The organism is Bowmanella sp. JS7-9 (genome assembly GCF_004329715.1).
Taxonomy (GTDB): domain Bacteria; phylum Pseudomonadota; class Gammaproteobacteria; order Enterobacterales; family Alteromonadaceae; genus Pseudobowmanella; species Pseudobowmanella zhangzhouensis.
Map to the genome: position 1 here is coordinate 50,152 of NZ_JXSY01000001.1, position 19,953 is coordinate 70,104.

General features: G+C 51.6%; 12 protein-coding genes and 1 pseudogene. 9 read left to right on the plus strand and 4 right to left on the minus strand.

What is annotated here, in order from left to right:
- The first annotated feature begins 85 nt into the window (after positions 1-85).
- From TK45_RS00255 to TK45_RS00285, 7 genes are all read left to right on the plus strand, one after another.
- Entirely contained in the window at positions 86-778 is a 693-nt protein-coding gene (locus tag TK45_RS00255; protein ID WP_131256617.1) for a GntR family transcriptional regulator, read from the plus strand.
- Positions 775-1,650 carry a methylisocitrate lyase gene (gene prpB, locus TK45_RS00260; protein ID WP_131256618.1) on the plus strand — a complete coding sequence of 292 codons (876 nt, stop codon included), beginning with the start codon at positions 775-777 and terminating at the stop codon, positions 1,648-1,650. The genes TK45_RS00255 and prpB overlap by 4 nt, the downstream gene beginning before the upstream one ends.
- A gap of 72 nt (positions 1,651-1,722) precedes the next feature.
- Entirely contained in the window at positions 1,723-2,844 is a 1,122-nt protein-coding gene (prpC, locus tag TK45_RS00265) for a 2-methylcitrate synthase (protein ID WP_131256619.1), read from the plus strand.
- 41 nt (positions 2,845-2,885) lie between these two features.
- The gene (acnD, locus tag TK45_RS00270; RefSeq protein ID WP_131256620.1) at positions 2,886-5,474 is read left to right on the plus strand and encodes a Fe/S-dependent 2-methylisocitrate dehydratase AcnD; all 2,589 of its coding nucleotides are present in this window, start codon (positions 2,886-2,888) and stop codon (positions 5,472-5,474) included.
- Positions 5,475-5,812: 338 nt separating this feature from the next.
- Positions 5,813-6,991 carry a 2-methylaconitate cis-trans isomerase PrpF gene (prpF, locus tag TK45_RS00275; protein ID WP_131256621.1) on the plus strand — a complete coding sequence of 393 codons (1,179 nt, stop codon included), beginning with the start codon at positions 5,813-5,815 and terminating at the stop codon, positions 6,989-6,991.
- 398 nt (positions 6,992-7,389) lie between these two features.
- Positions 7,390-9,588 (plus strand): TonB-dependent receptor, encoded by a 2,199-nt coding sequence (locus TK45_RS00280; RefSeq protein WP_131256622.1) that lies wholly within the window; start codon positions 7,390-7,392, stop codon positions 9,586-9,588.
- A 134-nt stretch (positions 9,589-9,722) separates the two neighbouring features.
- On the plus strand, positions 9,723-10,730 hold the full coding sequence (locus TK45_RS00285; protein WP_131256623.1) for an ADP-ribosylglycohydrolase family protein: 1,008 nt from the start codon (positions 9,723-9,725) through the stop codon (positions 10,728-10,730).
- On the opposite strand, the gene TK45_RS00290 is transcribed toward TK45_RS00285, so the two are convergent.
- Positions 10,693-11,124, minus strand: coding sequence for a hypothetical protein (locus TK45_RS00290; protein ID WP_131256624.1), 432 nt, complete (start codon positions 11,122-11,124; stop codon positions 10,693-10,695). The two genes, TK45_RS00285 and TK45_RS00290, sit on opposite strands and share 38 nt — an antisense overlap.
- 400 nt (positions 11,125-11,524) lie before the next feature.
- On the opposite strand from TK45_RS00290, the gene TK45_RS00295 reads away from it, so the two are divergent.
- Positions 11,525-12,487 carry an FAD:protein FMN transferase gene (locus tag TK45_RS00295; protein WP_131256625.1) on the plus strand — a complete coding sequence of 321 codons (963 nt, stop codon included), beginning with the start codon at positions 11,525-11,527 and terminating at the stop codon, positions 12,485-12,487.
- A 31-nt stretch (positions 12,488-12,518) separates the two neighbouring features.
- On the opposite strand, the gene TK45_RS00300 is transcribed toward TK45_RS00295, so the two are convergent.
- Genes TK45_RS00300 through TK45_RS00310 form a run of 3 tightly spaced genes read right to left on the minus strand, consistent with a single transcriptional unit; the run spans position 12,519 to position 17,749 of the window.
- The gene (locus tag TK45_RS00300; RefSeq protein ID WP_131256626.1) at positions 12,519-14,120 is read right to left on the minus strand and encodes a general secretion pathway protein GspF; all 1,602 of its coding nucleotides are present in this window, start codon (positions 14,118-14,120) and stop codon (positions 12,519-12,521) included.
- Positions 14,121-14,130: 10 nt separating this feature from the next.
- A complete protein-coding gene (locus tag TK45_RS00305) occupies positions 14,131-16,575 on the minus strand; it encodes a LamG domain-containing protein (RefSeq protein WP_131256627.1) in 2,445 nt (814 codons plus the stop codon).
- A gap of 1 nt (position 16,576) precedes the next feature.
- Positions 16,577-17,749, minus strand: coding sequence for a hypothetical protein (locus TK45_RS00310; protein WP_371414239.1), 1,173 nt, complete (start codon positions 17,747-17,749; stop codon positions 16,577-16,579).
- A 469-nt stretch (positions 17,750-18,218) separates the two neighbouring features.
- Between TK45_RS00310 and TK45_RS00315 the strand changes: the two are divergent.
- Positions 18,219-19,953: pseudogene (locus TK45_RS00315) on the plus strand (hypothetical protein); the annotation flags it as partial.

Below are 19,953 nucleotides of genomic sequence, written 5' to 3' on the forward strand. Positions count from 1 at the left end.
GACAATCCATGCCTTTTTGATTGCGGAATGACGACTTAAAGACTAAATTGTCGACAGTTTTTGCTTGACTCGACATTTAGTTTCTATGTTATTTCAGACTGAACAATCAGTAACTGCCGCGGATAAAACCTTTTATCAGCTACGCAAAGCCATTGTAGAAGGTGAAATTTCCGCAGGGACAAAACTCAGTGAAACCGAATTGTCGACAAAGTATGCGGTAAGCCGGGCGTTAGTGCGCGAAGCGATTAACCGCCTTGAAAGCAGTAATTTGGTTGAGCGCAAGGCGAATATCGGTGCCAGAGTGGTTAGCCTCTCTCCGGAAGGATTAGTCGAACTGTATCAGGTGCGTGAATCCTTAGAAGGCATGGCGGCGCGTTTGGCGGCGCAAAACATGACCGATGACGAAATTGCCGACCTGAATCAACTGCTCGGCAATCATTTTGCCGAGGTGAAAGACGGCCAATCCTACTATCAGGAAGCGGGTGATGTGGATTTTCATTATCGCATCATCATGGGCAGCAAAAACCGCCATCTGATCAGTATGCTACTCAACGGCATTTATCATCTTGTACGCATGTACCGGGTGCAATTAGGTATGGCAGGCCCGCGTGTCACTACCGCATTTGACGAACATCGACAAATTGTTCGGGCTATTTCTAATCGTGACGGTGAACTGGCTGAGATGCTGATGCGCCGCCATATTCTGTATTCCAAAAACAATATCGCGTCTAAGCTCGAACAGCTTAGTCTTGATCAACATAAGCGAGAAACCCTATGACTCCAGGCAAAAAATTCCGCCAGGCGCTGGCACAACACAAGCCATTGCAAATCGTCGGCACTATCAATGCTTACGCCGCGATGATGGCCAAACAAATCGGTCACAATGCTATTTATCTGTCTGGCGGTGGTGTAGCCAATGCGTCATATGGGTTGCCAGATTTAGGCATGACGTCGCTTAATGACGTGATTGCTGACGTACAACGGATTACCTCTGCCTGTGATTTACCTTTGCTGGTGGATATCGATACCGGTTGGGGCGGGGCGTTCAACATTGCTAAAACCATTCGCGATATGGAAAAGGCCGGTGCAGCGGCTGTGCATATTGAAGATCAGGTTGCGCAGAAGCGCTGTGGTCACCGTCCGAATAAAGAGATTGTGTCGGTTGAAGAGATGGTTGATCGCATTAAAGCCGCGGTAGATGCCCGCACCGATCCGGACTTCTTTATCATGGCGCGTACCGATGCATTTGCGCAGGAAGGTCTGGAACAAGCATTGGAGCGGGCAAAGGCCTACATTGCTGCTGGTGCGGATGGCATTTTCGCTGAGGCAGTGAAGACCGAAGAGCACTATCGCGCATTTGCGTCGCTGGGCGTACCAATTCTGGCCAATATTACTGAATTCGGACAAACCGAATTATGGAATACCAAGCAGTTAGGCGAGTGGGGCGCGGCCATGGTGTTGTATCCACTTAGCGCATTCCGTGCCATGAATAAAGCAGCCGAACTGGTTTATCAGACTATTCTCAAAGACGGCGATCAAAAGGCCGTGCTGGATACCATGCAAACCCGCATGGAACTCTACGATTATCTGGGTTATCACGCTTATGAACAAAAGCTGGATGCCCTCTTTGCCGAAGGCAAAAACAAATAAAACTCTGACCCTTTTAGTGCGTCGCGACAGGCGCCAATAATGTTAACGAATTAAAAAATCAGGAGAAATTCCATGGCAAAGGTACTAAGTGGCGCAGGCTTGCGCGGACAGGTAGCGGGAAAAACCGCACTTTCAACCGTAGGTAAATCGGGCTCGGGCCTGACCTATCGCGGTTATGATGTGAAAGATCTGGCTGAGAACTGCCAGTTTGAAGAAGTGGCCTATTTGATCCTCAAAGGCAACCTGCCGACCCAGGCTGAACTGGATGCCTACAAAGCTAAGCTGAAAAACCTGCGTGGTTTGCCACAGGCGCTGAAAGATGTACTGGAACGTATTCCGGCCGATGCGCATCCGATGGACGTATTGCGCACCGGTTGTTCAATGCTGGGGAATCTGGAAGGTGAGCTGAATTTTGATATGCAGCAGGATGTGACAGATCGCATGCTGGCCTGTTTCCCAAGCATTATTTGTTACTGGTACCGCTTTAGCCACGATGGTGTGCGGGTGGATGTGGAAACCGACGATGACTCTATCGGTGCGCATTTCCTGCATTTACTGCACGGTGAAAAGCCTTCTGAGTTATTTGAACAGGTCATGCATGTGTCACTGATCCTGTATGCAGAGCATGAGTTCAACGCCTCAACCTTTACTGCCCGTGTGTGTGCCTCAACCCTGTCAGATATGCACAGCTGTATCACAGGTGCGATTGGCTCGTTGCGTGGCCCACTGCACGGTGGCGCGAATGAAGCGGCGATGGAGATGATCGAGGGCTTTACTTCAGCCGAGCATGCCGAGCAGGAAATGATGGGCAAACTGGCGCGTAAAGAGAAAATCATGGGCTTTGGTCATGCGATTTATTCTGAGTCTGATCCACGCAATGCCATCATCAAAGGTTGGTCTGAGAAGCTTGCTGCTGCGGTGGGCGATACGGTGCTTTACCCTGTATCTGTGCGCTGTGAAGAAGTGATGTGGCGCGAGAAAAAACTGTTTTGTAACGCAGACTTTTTCCACGCGTCGGCCTACCACTTTATGGGCATTCCAACCAAGTTGTTTACGCCTATCTTTGTGATGTCCCGTTTAACCGGATGGGCTGCACACGTGATGGAACAACGTGCCGATAACCGCATTATCCGTCCTTCTGCCGAATACACCGGTGAAGAGTTACGCAAAGTACCGGCCATCGCTGACCGTTAATTTTCAGGAACGGGCGGTGCAAGCCGTCCGCAAAAGTGATTATGAATACGCAATTTCGTAAAAAACTGCCGGGCACTAATCTGGATTTTTATGATACTCAGGCCGCGGTTGAAGCCATTAAACCCGGAGCCTGGGCGGGCTTACCCTATGTGTCGCGCGTGCACGCGGAAAATATCGTGCGCCGCGGTGAGCCAGACAAGATCAATGCATACTTAAGCCAGATTATTGAGCGCAAGCGTGATATGGATTTTCCGTGGTTCCCGGCCCGGGTGGTCTGTCATGATATTCTCGGCCAGACCGCGTTGGTTGACTTAGCCGGACTGCGTGACGCTATCGCTGAGCAAGGTGGAGACCCGGCGAAAGTCAATCCGGTGGTGCCGACTCAGTTGATCGTGGATCACTCATTGGCCGTAGAGCATGCGGGTTTTGAACCAGACGCTTTTGAAAAAAACCGCGCAGTAGAAGAACGTCGAAACGCCGACCGCTTCCATTTTATTAACTGGTGCAAAACCGCATTTAAAAATGTCGATGTGATCCCACCGGGGAACGGCATCATGCACCAGATCAATCTGGAGCGGATGTCACCGGTGATCCAGGTCCGCGATGGGGTGGCTTTTCCGGACACGCTGGTCGGTACTGACAGTCATACTCCTCACGTGGATGCTCTGGGCGTGATCGCCATCGGTGTTGGCGGTCTGGAAGCAGAAAATGTGATGCTGGGGCGCGCTTCGTGGATGCGCTTACCAGATATCATCGGTGTTGAATTAACTGGCAAACCTGCGCCTGGCATTACCGCGACCGATATCGTGCTGGCACTGACGGAGTTCCTGCGTAATGAGCGGGTGGTATCCAGCTATCTGGAGTTTTATGGCGAGGGTGTGGCGCATCTGACCCTGGGCGATCGTGCCACTATTTCGAATATGACGCCGGAATACGGTGCCAGCGCGGCGATGTTCTCTATCGACCAACAAACGCTGGACTATCTGCGTCTGACCGGGCGTGACGAGAAGCAGGTGCAGCTGGTGGAAACCTACGCCAAACACTGTGGCCTGTGGGCCGACTCGCTGCAACATGCCGAATACGAGCGTACCTTAAGTTTCGATTTATCCAGCGTTGGCCGCAACATGGCCGGGCCGTCTAATCCACATAAGCGGGTTGCGACGGCTGATCTTGCCAAAGCCGGCATCGCTGGTGCCTATGAACAGCAGGATGGCCTGATGCCGGATGGCGCGGTGATTATTGCTGCGATTACCAGCTGTACCAATACCAGTAACCCGCGCAACGTGATTGCTGCTGGTTTGTTGGCACGCAATGCAAACAAGTTGGGATTGACCCGTAAACCGTGGGTGAAAACATCACTGGCACCTGGTTCTAAAGCGGTAAAGCTTTATCTGGAAGATGCCAATTTATTACCTGATCTGGAGCAGCTTGGTTTTGGTGTGGTCGCGTTTGCCTGTACCACCTGTAACGGCATGAGCGGTGCACTGGATCCGGCTATTCAACAGGAAATTATCGACCGTGACCTGTATGCCACGGCGGTCTTATCCGGCAACCGTAACTTCGACGGCCGAATTCACCCCTATGCGAAACAGGCATTTTTAGCTTCACCGCCGTTGGTAGTAGCCTATGCGATTGCCGGTTCTGTGCGCTTCGATATTGAAAAAGATGTGTTAGGCACTGACCAAGATGGTAATCCGGTCACCCTGAAAGATATCTGGCCAAGCGATGAAGAAATCGATGCAATTATCGCCAAGCATGTTAAACCTGAGCAGTTCCGTCAGGTTTATGATCCAATGTTTGACCTGAAAGTAGAATACGGTGAAGACAACAATCCGCTGTATGACTGGCGTGAGATGAGTACCTATATTCGCCGTCCGCCATACTGGGAAGGCGCATTGGCTGCACCACGCACCATGCAGGGCATGCGTCCTCTGGCCGTGCTCGGCGATAACATCACAACCGACCACCTGTCACCGTCTAATGCGATTCTGGCCAGCAGCGCTGCCGGAGAGTATCTGGCCAAGATGGGGTTGCCGGAAGAAGACTTTAACTCCTACGCTACCCACCGTGGCGATCACCTGACCGCGCAGCGCGCCACCTTTGCTAACCCAAAACTGTTTAATGAAATGGTACGGGAAAACGGCGAAGTGGTGCAGGGCTCTTTGGCCCGTCTGGAGCCCGAAGGCACTGTGATGCGCATGTGGGAAGTCATTGAAACCTACATGCAGCGCAGTCAGCCGCTGTGCATCATCGCCGGTAAAGATTATGGCCAGGGCTCGTCCCGTGACTGGGCGGCTAAAGGTGTGCGTCTGGCCGGTGTAGAGGTGATTGTAGCCGAAGGTTTTGAGCGCATTCACCGTACCAATCTGATTGGTATGGGCGTGCTGCCGCTGGAGTTTAAAGCGGGTACCGACCGTATCACGTTGGCTATCGATGGCAGTGAAACCTTCGATGTAAAAGGGGATATCAGCCCGGGCTGCGATATGACGTTGGTTATCCACCGTCGCAGTGGAGAAACAATCGAAGTCACGTTGAAATGTCGACTGGATACTCAGGAAGAAGTGTCTGTGTACAGTGCGGGTGGGGTGTTGCAACGCTTTGCCCAAGACTTCTTGGCATCTGAAGCGTAGAAATGGGTTGGCTGTGCCCATGCCTTTGGCGGCAGTGCTCATGTACGCTTTGTACACTGCGCGCTGCCTTCGCGGCCTGAACTCAGCCACCACCATTTTTCCTGCTCAGACTTTCTGAGTGATCTGAATTTAAAAGGATTGAATGAATGTTCAAACCACAGATAAAAATTCCCGCCACCTACATGCGTGGCGGTGACTGTGGTTTACGCGCGTTGCGCTTGGTCGCGGCGGAAAAAGTGTGATTTTTCCTTGCTCGCAAACACCTGTGGTGTTTGGTAATGCTGGCGCATTACCGACGTACCGCCACATCGTTGCGGGATTTATTCAGGATATGAAAAATGTTTAAACCACAGATAAAAATTCCCGCCACCTACATGCGCGGCGGTACGTCGAAAGGCGTGTTTTTTCGGTTGCAGGATTTACCGGAAGTGGCGCAGCAGCCCGGTGATATGCGCGATGCAATATTGCTACGCGTGATTGGTAGCCCGGATCCCTATGGCAAGCACACCGATGGCATGGGCGGCGCGACGTCCAGTACCAGCAAAACCGTGATTTTGAGTAAAAGTGACAAAGCTGAGCATGATGTGGATTACCTGTTTGGCCAGGTCGCCATCGATAAACCTTTTATTGACTGGAGTGGTAACTGCGGCAATTTAACCGCGGCAGTCGGCGCATTCGCGATTAGTAATGGTCTGGTGGATGCGGCGCGCATCCCGCAAAACGGTATCGCGACGATTCGCATCTGGCAGGTCAATATCTGCAAAACCATTATTGCTCATGTGCCGATTACCAACGGTGAGGTGCAGGAAACCGGTGACTTTGAGTTGGATGGCGTGACTTTTCCGGCTGCAGAAGTACAGATCGAATTTATGGATCCGGCCGATGGTGAAGGGGATATGTTCCCCACGGGTAATGTGGTGGATACACTGGACGTGCCGGGGATTGGTAGCTTAAAGGCAACCATGATCAACGCCGGGATCCCAACGATTTTTGTTAACGCAGCGGATATTGGCTATTGCGGCACCGAGTTGCAGGAAGCCATAAATGGTGACGGGTCAGCGTTGGATAAATTCGAAAAGCTGCGGGCCTATGGCGCATTAAAAATGGGGCTGATTCAGGATTTGGCGGAGGCGGCTGCCCGTCAGCATACGCCAAAGATCGCCTTTGTCGCGCCGCCGCAAAGTTATACCGCCTCCAGTGGCAAGCAAATTGATGGCAATGATATCGACCTGAATGTGCGAGCCCTTTCCATGGGGAAATTACACCATGCCATGATGGGCACGGCTGCTGTGGCGATCGGTACGGCAGCGGCCATTCCCGGCACATTGGTGAATCTCGCCGCGGGCGGGACAGAACGTGAGGCGGTGCGTTTCGGACACCCTTCAGGTACCTTACGGGTTGGCGCGGCAGCGACTCAGCAGGACGGTAAATGGCAGGTCACGAAAGCCATTATGAGCCGTAGCGCCAGGGTGTTAATGGAAGGCAACGTGCGCATTCCGGGTGATATTCTAGAGTAGTAAAAATCAGCGTTTTTAATAAAAACGCGTCTAAAAGGCGCGTTTTTTTATTTATTAGCAAAACCACCGTGAAGGCTTTGGTTAAATCGTTGATATAAAATAAGTATTTTTCATTCAAAGACCTTGTGGATTTTTACGTTTCTCATTAAATGTACGTAATTGTACGGTTGCGGCTAGAGAAAGTGAGTGTAAATCTGGGTAAACACTGTTTTTTATGGTCAGTGAAATAAAATTGACTTTCTAAACTGGTCATACCTATAATGCCGTTCCAAAGGAGGTGCACCCGCACCTTTTTTTTGCCTGAAAAACGCCAGATGAACTATTTGTGACGTTTTGAGGGACAAAAAAATTAAAGCATTGCAAGTGGTCGTCATACCGCGCGCCCTTTGGAGACACTCATGAAAGCTACATTTACCCGACGTTTTAATGCGTCACTGCTGGCCAGCGCTATTGCAGTGGCATTTTCCGCACATGCTCAGGAGCAAACCACTGAGCAGGAGCAGGCAACCGAACAAAAAATCGAAGCCATCACGGTAACCGCAGCAAAACGCTCGCAGGTCATTTATGAAGTACCAATTGCCATGAGTGCATTCAGTGGTGAAGCACTGGCCTCTCAGGGCATCACTGACATGACTGACGTAGGTAAATTCGTGCCTAACCTGAATATCACGGGTTTCTCTGCAGGCCACACGTCATCAGCTAACCCATTCATTCGCGGTATTGGTTTGCAAGACCACCTGATCACAACAGATCCGGGCGTAAGCGTTTACGTGGATGGCGTTTACTTAGGTCGTCAGGTAGGGCAAAACTGGAACCTCAACAACATCGAGCGTATCGAAGTGCTGCGTGGCCCACAGGGTACCCTGTATGGCCGTAACTCTATCGGTGGTGCGATTAACATCATTACTAAACAGCCTAATGCGCAGGACAAAACCATTGTTAGCGTGGAAACCGGTACGCGCGGCCGCCTGAAGGGGGACGTGTTCGTTAACCACGGTTTGAGCGAAGATGTATCGTTCAACTTCAATATGGGTTACAACCAGCGTGACGGTCTGGGTAAATTCATCAACCTGCCAAATGCAGAATATGATGTGGGTGAAACTCAGGAAATGTACGGCCGCGTGTCAGTGAAATATGCGCCGAGCAAAGACTTCAGCCTGGTGTACACCGCTGATGCCAACGACGGTAAAGGTGGTCTGCGTCCTTACACTGTAATGATCGACGAAGTACCAAATGGTGCCTATGCACAAGGCGGTCGTTGGGGCGTTCCATTCCCGTTCGGTCCACTGACCAACGCGGATGTAGCGGAAAATATTTATGACAATGCCACCGGTACGGCAGCGGTAAGCAGCGTATCTAACAGTGCCCGTGGTCAATCTTTGACTGCTGACTGGAACTGGACTGATACTCTGTCTTCAAAAGTGATTCTGAGCAACCGTAGTTCTCAATATAAAGCGGGTCTGGATGACGACGGCACTATCTATGAGCTGGATCATTACCCGGAGCATGGTGAAGCGGATCAAACCTCAGTTGAGTTCCAGGTAAATGGTTATGTGGGCGACGTAGACTTCGTGTCTGGCCTGTATTACTTCACCGAAAAAGGCAGCAACCTGCAGGGTGAAGACTCCAGCTTCAATGGCGGTCCTAACCTGTTATCTCTGCACCAAAAGACCACCAGTAAAGCGGTATTCGTCAACCTGGGTATGGATGTAATTGAAGATCTGCGTGTATCGGGTGGCGTACGTTACACCATGGATAAAAAAGTTGCAGATGCTGATGTAGGTGCTGCGTTAGGCCGCGTATTCTCTGAAGATAACTGGAACGAGTGGACGTTTGATCTGTCAGCCAACTACACCATGGACAATGGCCTGAACGTATATGGCTCTATCCAGAACGGTTACCAGTCTGGTCAGTACCCAGCCCGTCCTTACTGCCTGTTTGGCGGTGACCCAGCGTGTTTCTCTGCCTCTGATAACATCAAGGCGATCAACTACGAGATGGGTGTAAAAGGCGAAGTGACAGCTGATTTCAGCATGAGCATCGCGGTATTCAATACCAAGTTCACTGACCTGCCTTATCAGGTGAGCACTACAGCCGAAGGTGGCTTCAATACCAGCAATCTGGTAGTTGAACAAACCTCTCGCGGTGTGGAGTGGGAATCAACGGCTTATTTTGGCGACCACTTCAAACTGCACAGCAGCGTTGGTTTCATGGATGTTGATGTGCAAGAGCAGGATGGTGTAAAACCTGTCGCGCCATTAACGCCAAAATGGACGCTGTCTTTAAGCCCAAGCTACAGCACAACATTGGCTAGCGGTGCAGAAGTTGAATTCCGCGTAGACTACTCTTACCGCGATGACATGTACGGTGAGCCAAGTTCAGATGAAGGTCGTCTTACTCAGCTGGAATCACGTGCATTGACTAACTTCAACGTGTCTTACACCCCGGCTAACGATGCTTACACTGTGTCTCTGTACGGTCGCAACATCTTCGACGAGCGTTATGACAATGCCCGTCTGAATACCGGTGACTATGTTCTGCGTATTCTGTCTAACGATGCCAGCGAATTTGGTGTACGTTTCCGTACCCAGTTCTAAGTATCTAGTAAGATAAAAAAAGCCCGGCCATTGCCGGGCTTTTTTGTAAGAATTTAGCCATTGTGCCAGCCACATTGCGGCTATTACATTAATCATCTTTTCAGTCATTTGTGGTAGATACAGGACGTATAAAAATGACAGCGATAGCAGAGCGTTTTAGTGGATGCCTGTTGGCCGGGGCGATAGGTGATGCCATGGGAGCGCCGGTTGAATTTATGAGCAGTGTTGAAATTGACAGCCTGACCCACGGTGAGGGCGTCAATCAGTTTTATCAAGCCTACGGAAAATTGGGGGCGATTACGGATGACACCCAGATGACCCTGTTTACCTGTGAGGCATTACTGCAAGCCAGCAGCGATGGAGACTGCAGCTCTGAACAGGTCATCAGTTACTTCAATCAGGCGTATTTGCACTGGTTAAATACTCAACAAGAAGCCTCGCCACTGCCGTTAACTTACACCAGTCATTTGCTCAATGTGCCTTCCCTCAATGCCCGTCGGGCACCAGGCATTACCTGTATTACCGCGCTGCGCAACAAGCCAAGCCTACAGGCTCTGGCAGAAAACGAGAGTAAGGGATGTGGTGGCGTGATGCGCGCCGCGCCGGTTGGCTTATTTGCCGTCCGTAAGGCCTTATCAGATGAGGTGACTTTTCGCCTTGGATCCCTGTGTGCGCATGTCACGCACGGCCATCCGACGGGATACCTGTCAGCCGGCCTTTTTGCCGTTGTTATCCGCTGTTTAATTCAGGGGATGACATTGCGTGCTGCCATTGATGTTGGGTTACGGGAACTGCAACGACACAATGGTCATGAGGAAACCTTACTGAGTGTGCAACGAGCTTTAATGCTATCGGCCACCGGGTTGAGCCATCGTCAGGCGATACAAATGCTAGGTGAAGGCTGGGTAGCAGAGGAGGCGTTAGCTATTGCGTTGTATTGTGTGCTTGTGGCGAAAGATTTTAGCCAGTTAATCAACTATAGCGTAAGTCATGGCGGCGACTCTGACTCTACTGGCAGTATTGCGGGTAACCTTTGGGGGGCAATGCACGGGCTTAATGGGATCCCTCAGCCGTGGCTGGCGCAGCTGGAGGCTCATCAGTGTATTAATCAGATGGCACTAGCGCTACATGATTGCGCGTAAAACCAGGCACTGAAGCACTAAATCCATGATTGTTTAACCAGGTCACTGCTTCAGCCGGAGAGGAGGTATAAATTTGCGTGTCCTGATTGTAATCGCTGGCGTTTTGCACGATTTGACGTTGCATTGAGAACTTACAAATTGTTGCCTCATGGGTTTGGTTATGCTCGATACACCATTGATAGATTTGTGCGAAACCATTCATTGCTTCAATACTCGGCATGATCCAATCCAGCATATCCACATAGGCAGCCCACGGTTGGTTGCATAGCGGCAGCATGTGTCTTTGCACCTGCAATAGTGCAGTTTTAGTTATTTCTGGAGTCCATACGCCACGTAATTTGACGTAAAGCACGCGCTCATTGACGAACATATCAAAAGGACTAGAAGTGGGCATATCGGCTTCCCTGATGGATATGATGAAAGTCTATGATTTATAGAGGATTATTCAAGCCTGCGCGATATTTATGTTTCGGCTTGGTTGTGAAAAACGCTATACGATATTGGTCAGCCAATTAGCAATTTTGGGCAGCGGGACGCAAGTCAATCGTTGGAGTTGTGTGGATGCAAATCCCCAAAAAGCGCATCAAACGTTGTTTTACCCGATTCACGCAAATAATGGCTAAAAACACAAAAAACGTTATCAATGTGGTGTGTGCGGGTGTTGCAAATGGTGAAGCAGCTAGCCGTTCAAATAAAGGTATAACACTGCATCATCTTGCGGATTATTCAGCATTGCTTGATCCCGGTCGAATACACACAATAGAGCCAAAGAACATTACAAACAGAGTAAGACGATGGGCAAAACAACTATGGCTATCTGCATGCTGGCTTTTTCCTCGCTGAGCCATGCCGATTGGTACAGCGAGCAGCACAGCATAATGGGTACCAATATCCACATTGAATTATGGGCGGAGTCCGAAGGTCAGGCGCATCAGGGTTTAGCCGCGGTGGTGGCCGAGATCCATCGCATCGATAACCTGATGAGCAGTTATAAGACAGACAGTGAATTGAGCCGCATTAACCGAGAGGCTGCCAGCGCGCCGATGTTGGTCAGTGACGAGATGTTTGAGTTACTGCAAACCGCACAGAACATCTCACAGCGTAGTCACGGTGCGTTTGATATCACCTTCGCCAGCGCCGGTTTTCTATATGATTATCGCCAGCACCAAAAGCCGACCGATGCACAATTACAGCATGCAATAAGACATATAAATTACCGTCTGGTTTTATTGGACGAGGCTAAGCACACAGTGTATTTCAATCATCCTGATGTCAAAATTGATCTGGGAGGCATCGCCAAAGGTCATGCGGTAGATCAGGCTCTGGAAAAATTACGCGCATTAGGCATTGAGCATGCGTTAGTGACCGCAGGGGGCGACACTGGTTTGTTAGGCGATAAACGAGGCAAGCCCTGGATCGTCGGGATACGTGATCCGCGCAATCGAGATCGTCAGGCCGTGGTGCTGCCGCTAGAAAACATTGCCCTGTCGACATCCGGTGATTATGAACGTTTTTTTGAAGAGAATGGGGTGCGTTACCATCATATTTTATCCCCCAAGACCGGCCAATCTGCCCATGAAGTGCAATCTGTGTCGATTTCCGGGCCGCTGAGTACTTTGACTGACGGCCTGTCCACGGCGGTGTTTGTACTAGGAGTGCAAGAGGGGATGGACTTGATCAATCGCATCCCGGGGTATGAAGCGATTATTATGGACAGCGAACGCCGCCTGCATTATAGCCAGGGCTTGCAACGCTAACTACCGGTTTGATGTGGCTGAGGCACATGCCTCAGCTAATCGTGCCATTCACTATCGGTTCAAACGCGGTCAGGCTGTCCATCAGAGTCGCATTACCCAATCCATGACCGGGGAAATAATTACTGAACAGATGTTGTTCGCCATGTAACGCCAGATAGTTGAGAATCACAGTCTCCACTAGCAGGTTGACGTTATTCGCGGCTGGTGATGAGGCAGTTTCCACCGATGCATCTGCCCGCATAAAGCCAAGTTGCTGATGTTGGGCCTGCTGCTCCATAGTGGCTCCGATAAGTTGCGGGGCGCCACCGGGATTGTAGACCAGGAAGAAACTTGCGGCAGTTGAACTGTTGTCGCCGGTCCAAACGCCTTTGCCGCGACCGTCCATCGAGTCATCTATGCTGCCGTTACTGGCCACTGCGCCATCGCTCATTACGTACATCATCAGCGGCATCCCCAGGCGCGCTGCGTACTCCAGACAGGCGCCCATGCACTGGCCGGCGCGGAAATCGCGCCGTTCACCGGTGCTGCGATCCCCAGTGTGATAATCGAAGCCGCCCATGGTGATCGTGCCGGCACCGGCATAGCCATTCATGACCAGTTTCAATACCGAAGCGGTTTTACTGAATTCGGCGTTACTGTCGAATTCCTCCTGACTGAAGATCCCGCTGCTACCGACCAGATTAGGGTCCAGCGCCGGATTTAAGCTACTGGGGTCACCAAAGCGGTCGGCAATATCGGCGCTTTTTACATAGCCACAACGGACTAAATCCTTCACTACTGCATCGGTACTGATGCCAGTATCGGTACGGGCGAGTTTCATGTCGCTTATACGCTGTATTGATTCCAGCACCGCGACTGAGTCCTGTTGACTAAGCAGACCAATCAAATCGCCGGTATCAACCAGTCCGGTGACATCTGACGGCCTATCGATTTTGGTGGGGCGTTTAGCCGGGTCAATCATCGCTGCGGGTGCCATCGAATTGCCGCCAGATTCTGAATTACGCGAACCGATTAGGGTTAGCAAAGAACCGTCTGCACCAACCCGGTTAATTCCATACATAGGATTATGCGGGTTGTTACCTGTGTCATTTTCGCTGCGCGCCGGTATCACAGCACCGTTTATATTGGCGCGGTTGCCAACCGCGACTCGTTCCTGCATGCCACGCAAAAATGCGCTGTCAGCGTGAAAAGCCAGGCCGAATTCACTGTTAATAAAATCACTTAAGCCGGTTTGCGGATTACTGATCGAAGGGATCATATCGCCCGGGATCCCCAGTTTGCTGTACCCGGCGGAGCTGAGAAAATCCAGCTGGCCGCCACGTTTTCCGACCAGTACATTGGAACCGGCGATGTTAGCGCCTCCGGCCAAATCAAACACGATAAACGGGATTTTACCTGCACCCTGGGTTGCTATCCCGCAACTGGCCTTGAGGGCTTCCAAATCACTGGACAGTTCGGCCATGGCCATACGGGGATTGGCAAACAAGCCAAACACTGAAGTGCCCATCAGCGTCGCGACGCCGGCCTTCAAACCCTGAGCAATAAAATCTCGTCGTGTCATTGGGCGGGCATGATCGGCATGCAACAGTGGCGCATCGACGGGTAAATTTTGATAACGGGTAAACTTTTTCATGGTGTCACCTTTATTGCATACTCAGGGCGGCACTGCCGAGCACGGCGGCACAGCTGGCTTTTACTATGGTGGCGGTATAGCGACTGTCGCAGGCGGCAACACCATTGCACTGGCTGAGTTTATCTACCAACGCGTTCAATTCGTTACGCACCGACGAAAACTGTGGCTGGCTGAGTAAATTATCGCCCAGCATTTTGCTCATCAGTGGGTCGAACAATAAATTACGATCCTGACTGGCAAATGCCGTGCTGGCCGGTTGATTGAAATCGAAGCCGCTGAAGAACGCACTGCGTAATTGGCTGTCTTCGACCAGTTGATCGCAGTATTTGATGGCCATCTGGGTAATGGCCATTTGGTTAGAGGCAACGAAACTGCTCAGTCCGGTGACCGTCGGCAATTGCTGACGCAGATTGGCGTAGGTCGCCTCTATTTGTGGATTGGTCAGTGACACGCCGGTGACGGCGGCCATACTGGCATTAATTTCGGCGAAATTGCGCATGCCTACCTCAGGTTGCGGGGTTAAATCAACCACGCTGACAGGTTGCGGCGCATCGGCTTCCACCCGCACATAATCATGGCTACCCAATTTATCAAAGGTCAGGAAGAATTCGTCCGTCTCGACGCCCTTATCCACCGGGACCAGGGTGCCGAGACGCGACAGAAACTGGCCGCTGCCGGCAGTATAATCCTGCCCGAGGGTTTGTTGCACATTGGCAAACGCCTGGCCGGCGACCAGTTCGCGGCCATTAATCCCCAAACGTATACCGTTTAAGGCAGTAGCCGGGATGCTGGCATTATCATCCAGGCTGATGAACCAGGGTTCGCTAAACAAATAGCTGAAGTTATCGAACTGGCTGACGGTAAACACTACATATGCCTGTGGTACGTCAATCAGGTGAGTGATGCCAAACAACAGGTAGAATTTTTGCCCGACACCCACATCGAAGTTTTGTTGAATCTGTTCGTCGGTCAGCGCGCGGTTATGAATAGCCACAAAGCGCACGCTGCCAGCCCAGGGGCGATCACCGGACACCTCGTTACCGATCACCAGCGCATAACTGTCATTCCATTGATTAAAATCCCCGATAGCAGAGGGATCGGCATCGCCGGTAAATTGGCCATTGACGTATAAACGGCGGCCATTGATGGGATCGTAGCTAATCACTACATGCTGCAGTGAGGCCTGTACGCGCTCGTCGCCATCAGCGGTAGACAATGAAGGTAAGCCGTCGAAATCCGTATTGCTGTGGCGAAGTTGGAAATCGTAGTTGTAGAGGGTCTGCCCCAGCATCAAGTTGCGGGATTCCCTTCCGCCAGAGTAGCTCAGGATCCGCGCGGGCCCTTCTTGGGTGACATTCGCAGGCACCACCCAAGCTTCGATTGAAAATTCTCCAGTGGCACTGAGCAGGTCGTAGAGTTTTTTGCTGCTACTCGTACTGCCCTGAGCGCGCCCGTTGGTAAACTGCACGCCCCAGCCGCCTATCCAGCTGTAGCCGCCACTCAGGGTTAGATCGATAGCGGGTTCAACACCACTGGTATCAAACGCGGTGGCACCGCTGCCCGTTTTGAATTCCCATTTGGCGATCACCGCAGATTCATACCGGCCACCACCGCTGGCGATGGTACCGTCCGGCAAGGTTAATGCGCGGCTGGCCACAAGCTCGGTATCCAGTTCACTAACGTCGATGCCGTCGGCCATAGCCTGAATTGCAATGCGTAGTGCTTCGGCATCGTTACTGCAATTCGACCAGCAGTTGTGGAACTCGTTGGCTAATCGGCCGACCAAACGGGAGGCAAACGGGTTATCTAGGTCGATACGCACTTTGGCGGCCTGATAAGCTTCGTCCTGATTTTCACTGGCAAAATAGGGTGAAATTGGCACACTGGCATTGCTCTTATGGCAGTCGGCACAATGGGCACTCAGCAGCGGATAAACATTGTCGGCAAATAACTGGCTGTCAGCCGGAAAGTTCTTACTGCTGCCGGGTTGAATATCCGGTGGCACCGTGAGCTTGATCTGATTGCTGGTTTGCTCATTTTGCCCCCAATTGGCAATCCAGGTGGTCAGAATGTCGGCGCAGGCACTGTCACTGGTCAGCCAGCAATTGTGTCCACCGGCGACTTTCGTCACCAGAGCTGATTTGTCCGGTTCGTTCAGATTCACCAGTGGATTAGCAGCAGCATAAGCCTGATTGATGTCATCATTACGGGCAAAATGCGGTGATTGGCTGCTCTGCACGTGACAGGCACCACAGCGATCTTTGCCGGAAATATTGTCCCATAGCGCCAGCTTAAACTGCTGTACGTCATCTGTGCTGGGGGGCGGACCGGCGTAGTTGATCGGCGAATTATCCACCGGCGGTGGTGTCGGGGTTTGAGTTGGGCTGACGGTTTCCCCGCCGCAACCAGCCAAGCCGGCGAGCAGTAACACTGTGGTCAGGAGGCGTTTATACATCTCAATCTCCCATGCAATAGCCGGCCGCGTCGGCAAATACGTCTTTTAGCGCGTAGCCATTGGCGCTGAAATTCTGTGTCATTGCGTCAATCTGGCTGCGATCGGCCGCGTCTTGCGGTTTACGCAGGCAGACATTTTCAAATACTTTCTTTACCTGGCAGGACGCAAAAGCGGTGCTATTGGCCAATTCTTCGCCCATGCTTTTCGCACCCTTTCCTGTACCAGGCAGCGCGTTTGACCATCCAAGGCTGGCATTCTTGCCTTCACGCCAATAGTTACGCCAGCTGTCGTCGGGTGTAATAAAGCCATGAATGAAATTGTTGGCATTGATCAGATATTTGGCTTGCACCGCATTAGCGCTGTATTGCAACTGGCCTGTGTCGATATTGTCGCTGTACTGATAGTTGTAGTAAGCAAATGATTGGGCCAGTGGATCCATCCCGGCGTGGCAACCCACGCAGGAATTTAAATAAATACGACTGTCGCCGCCCGGACTGCGACTGACATCCTGACGGACTCTGTCGGGTACTCGGCTGGTATCTTTCAGTGCCTCAAGATCAGTACACAGATGATTGATCAGGGTAAAACGAAACATGGCACGGTTGGTGCCATCACTGAAATAGGCTTTGGCCGCGGCGCGGCTGGTCATGATGCCAGCCGTCGCCTCGGCTGGCAGGCCGGTAATGGCCGACTGTGTTTGCCGCACCAATGCAGTTTGCAGGTCGAGTTGGCGCTCTTCCAATGCTTCATAGTGGGCATTGTTGTTGCCAGAATACGCCGGCAGGTTCAGGTTGCTGGCACCGGTATACAGGATGTCGCCACTGAGGATTAGGCGAAAATCCACATCGTCACGGATCATGCCGATCACAGTGGCACTGTAATCATTCAACGGCTGGAAAATATCTGCGTCTTCGTTGGTCCAGGGCGTGATCCAGTTTTTCAGGGTCGTACGGTAAAACGCCGGATTTTGCATGGCGATCTGTGCAGCCTGCTGGGTGTCGCCAAGTTCAATCAGGTCGGCCATTTGCTGCAAGGTGGCGTTATCGGCTGGAACGCCTGCCAGTCTGTCATGCATGCGCTTGGCTTGTTCTAATGTGCCGGCCTGAGACGGAAATACGCTGAGTAACGCAAGGACTGCAAATATAGGGAGCTTTGCATGGTGACGGATTTTCAAGACGGATCTCCTGTCTGTTGCCGACATACTGCTATTGTTCACAATTGCGATTGTTGGTGCGATATGCTGGGCCATGCATGCGTGTGCGTTTTGATACCCATTTCTCCCAATATCCTTACATTTGGGATTCAGCTCATTACGCATGCTTAAGCGTGTGGCAGAAGTAAACCGAACAAGTCGATGTGTGTCATTTGCACCCATTGAATATAGTCGTTTTCCAGCGGTATACCCCAAATAGCAAGGGACGTGTGTGCCGTTCGGTGGCTAAAAAATCACAACTACAGCGCGTTCGTTGAGGCGATGGGTATCAAAAACTATTCCTAATGATGATTGCGTGCATTGAGCCTAATGGTGTGGGGTGAAAAGATAAATGAGGTTAATAAGGGTTTATTCCGGGTTACCAGCTTCATTGACTACACTTTTGTGCGAGCCGAGTCGCGGTTAACGCTACCCATCAGGAGAAAGAGACTTGCTGTTTAATCTTCGTCATCAGTGTTTATGTGCCTTGGCCACCTTGCTGTTGGTGGCCTGCGGCGGTGAGTCGCTGGTGGATAATCGGCAAAACCCGGATCCCGTGGTGGTGGATGTGCCGTTGGCCTTTATCAAGCGACATGTTCTGCTGGATGAAGATCAACAAGCCTTGCAACTAGACTTATTTCGCCCCGAGCAATTTATTCCTGGCGCGGCGTTGTATATCAAAGCTCGCGCGTCAACTTCAGCCACAGAGATAAACATCACCGACAGGGCGTTTGCCGTGGAAGGGCAGGCAGAGGCGCCACTGTATGACGTGAAAGATCTAAGTGTTTCCTACGATGGCAATCGTCTGTTATTTGCCATGCGCGCGCCAGAGTTGGAAGACGTGGACGATGACGAACAACCCAGCTGGAACCTGTGGGAATATACTCGTGACACCGACCAACTGCGCCGCATTATCAGCGATGATCGCATTGCTGAAGGTGGTCAGGATGTCAGTCCGACTTATCTGGCCGATGGACGCATTTTATTCAGTTCCACCCGCCAACAGGCTAATCAGGCTATCTTGCTGGATGAAGGCAAACCGCAATATCAGAGCCTGGAAGAATCGATGGGTGGACCGGCGTTTGTGCTGCATGTCATGAACGCGGATGGCACTGATATTCAGCAAATCAGTTTTAATCAGAGTCACGATCTCGATCCTGTTCTGTTATCCGACGGCAGAATCCTTTTCAGTCGCTGGGACAGAGCTGGTAGTGACAAAGGCATGCATCTGTACAGTATGCAGAGCGATGGCAGCCAGTTAGCCTTTATGTACGGCCGGCATAGCCATACCCAGGCACCACGACCACAACGGGTGCATTTCGTAAAAGGCCAACTGATGCCGGATGGCAATCTGCTGGCACAGTTATTACCGGCTAATGGCCCCTTGCTGCATAGCGAATTTGTCGCCATTGATCCCTTGCAATTTACTGAGCTGGAACTGCCCAGTTTTGCCGCCGGCAGCAACGCGCAAACGAATCCTCTATTCGCCAATTTGAGCGTGGATGGCAGTATTTCACCCGGTGGCCGTTTTGCCGGTGCTTACCCTTTGTGGGACGGCAGTCAGCGTATGCTAGTCGCCTGGAGCCAGTGCCGGGTCTACGATCCCACGCAGGCGGCAGACGATCCGGAGCGTAAAATCCTGCCTTGTAGCGAGGAATTACTGGCGACAGCCGATATAGAGGAAGCGCCGCTGCTGTTTGGGCTATGGATATTTGATGCAGCACAGAACACCCAGCGGGTGGTGAGTGTGGCACAGGAGGGGCAGGCTTATACCGAAGTGGTTGCCCTGCAGGCCAGACCTTATCCGGCTGACCCTCAAACCGGACTGAGCGACACTGAATTGGCTGCAGAACAGATGGCGTCGGTGCATATTCGCAGTGTGTATGATTTTGGCGGTGAAGATTTAAGCGGTGCTGGTATTGAGAATCTGCGTGACCCTATGCAGTACAGCGCCAACCAGCGTCCGGCTCGATTTTTACGCGTGGTTAAAGCGGTATCAATCCCGGATGACGATACACTGGATTTCGATCCTATCGCGTTTGGTCGCAGCCGTGCGCAGTCGCTGCGCGAAATCATCGGCTATGTGCCGGTCGAACCGGATGGCTCTGTTAAATTTGCCGTGCCGGCCAATGTGCCGCTGGCGTTTAGTGTGCTGGATGCCAACGGCCGGCGGATCAGTGCCCGCC

Bases quoted from the DNA above. Each gene is read 5' to 3' on its own strand.
- TK45_RS00255 (WP_131256617.1), top strand. From the start codon at position 86: ATGTTATTTCAGACTGAACAATCAGTAACTGCCGCGGATAAAACCTTT.
- prpB (WP_131256618.1), top strand. From the start codon at position 775: ATGACTCCAGGCAAAAAATTCCGCCAGGCGCTGGCACAACACAAGCCA.
- prpC (WP_131256619.1), top strand. From the start codon at position 1,723: ATGGCAAAGGTACTAAGTGGCGCAGGCTTGCGCGGACAGGTAGCGGGA.
- acnD (WP_131256620.1), top strand. From the start codon at position 2,886: ATGAATACGCAATTTCGTAAAAAACTGCCGGGCACTAATCTGGATTTT.
- prpF (WP_131256621.1), top strand. From the start codon at position 5,813: ATGTTTAAACCACAGATAAAAATTCCCGCCACCTACATGCGCGGCGGT.
- TK45_RS00280 (WP_131256622.1), top strand. From the start codon at position 7,390: ATGAAAGCTACATTTACCCGACGTTTTAATGCGTCACTGCTGGCCAGC.
- TK45_RS00285 (WP_131256623.1), top strand. From the start codon at position 9,723: ATGACAGCGATAGCAGAGCGTTTTAGTGGATGCCTGTTGGCCGGGGCG.
- TK45_RS00290 (WP_131256624.1), bottom strand. From the start codon at position 11,124: ATGCCCACTTCTAGTCCTTTTGATATGTTCGTCAATGAGCGCGTGCTT.
- TK45_RS00295 (WP_131256625.1), top strand. From the start codon at position 11,525: ATGGGCAAAACAACTATGGCTATCTGCATGCTGGCTTTTTCCTCGCTG.
- TK45_RS00300 (WP_131256626.1), bottom strand. From the start codon at position 14,120: ATGAAAAAGTTTACCCGTTATCAAAATTTACCCGTCGATGCGCCACTG.
- TK45_RS00305 (WP_131256627.1), bottom strand. From the start codon at position 16,575: ATGTATAAACGCCTCCTGACCACAGTGTTACTGCTCGCCGGCTTGGCT.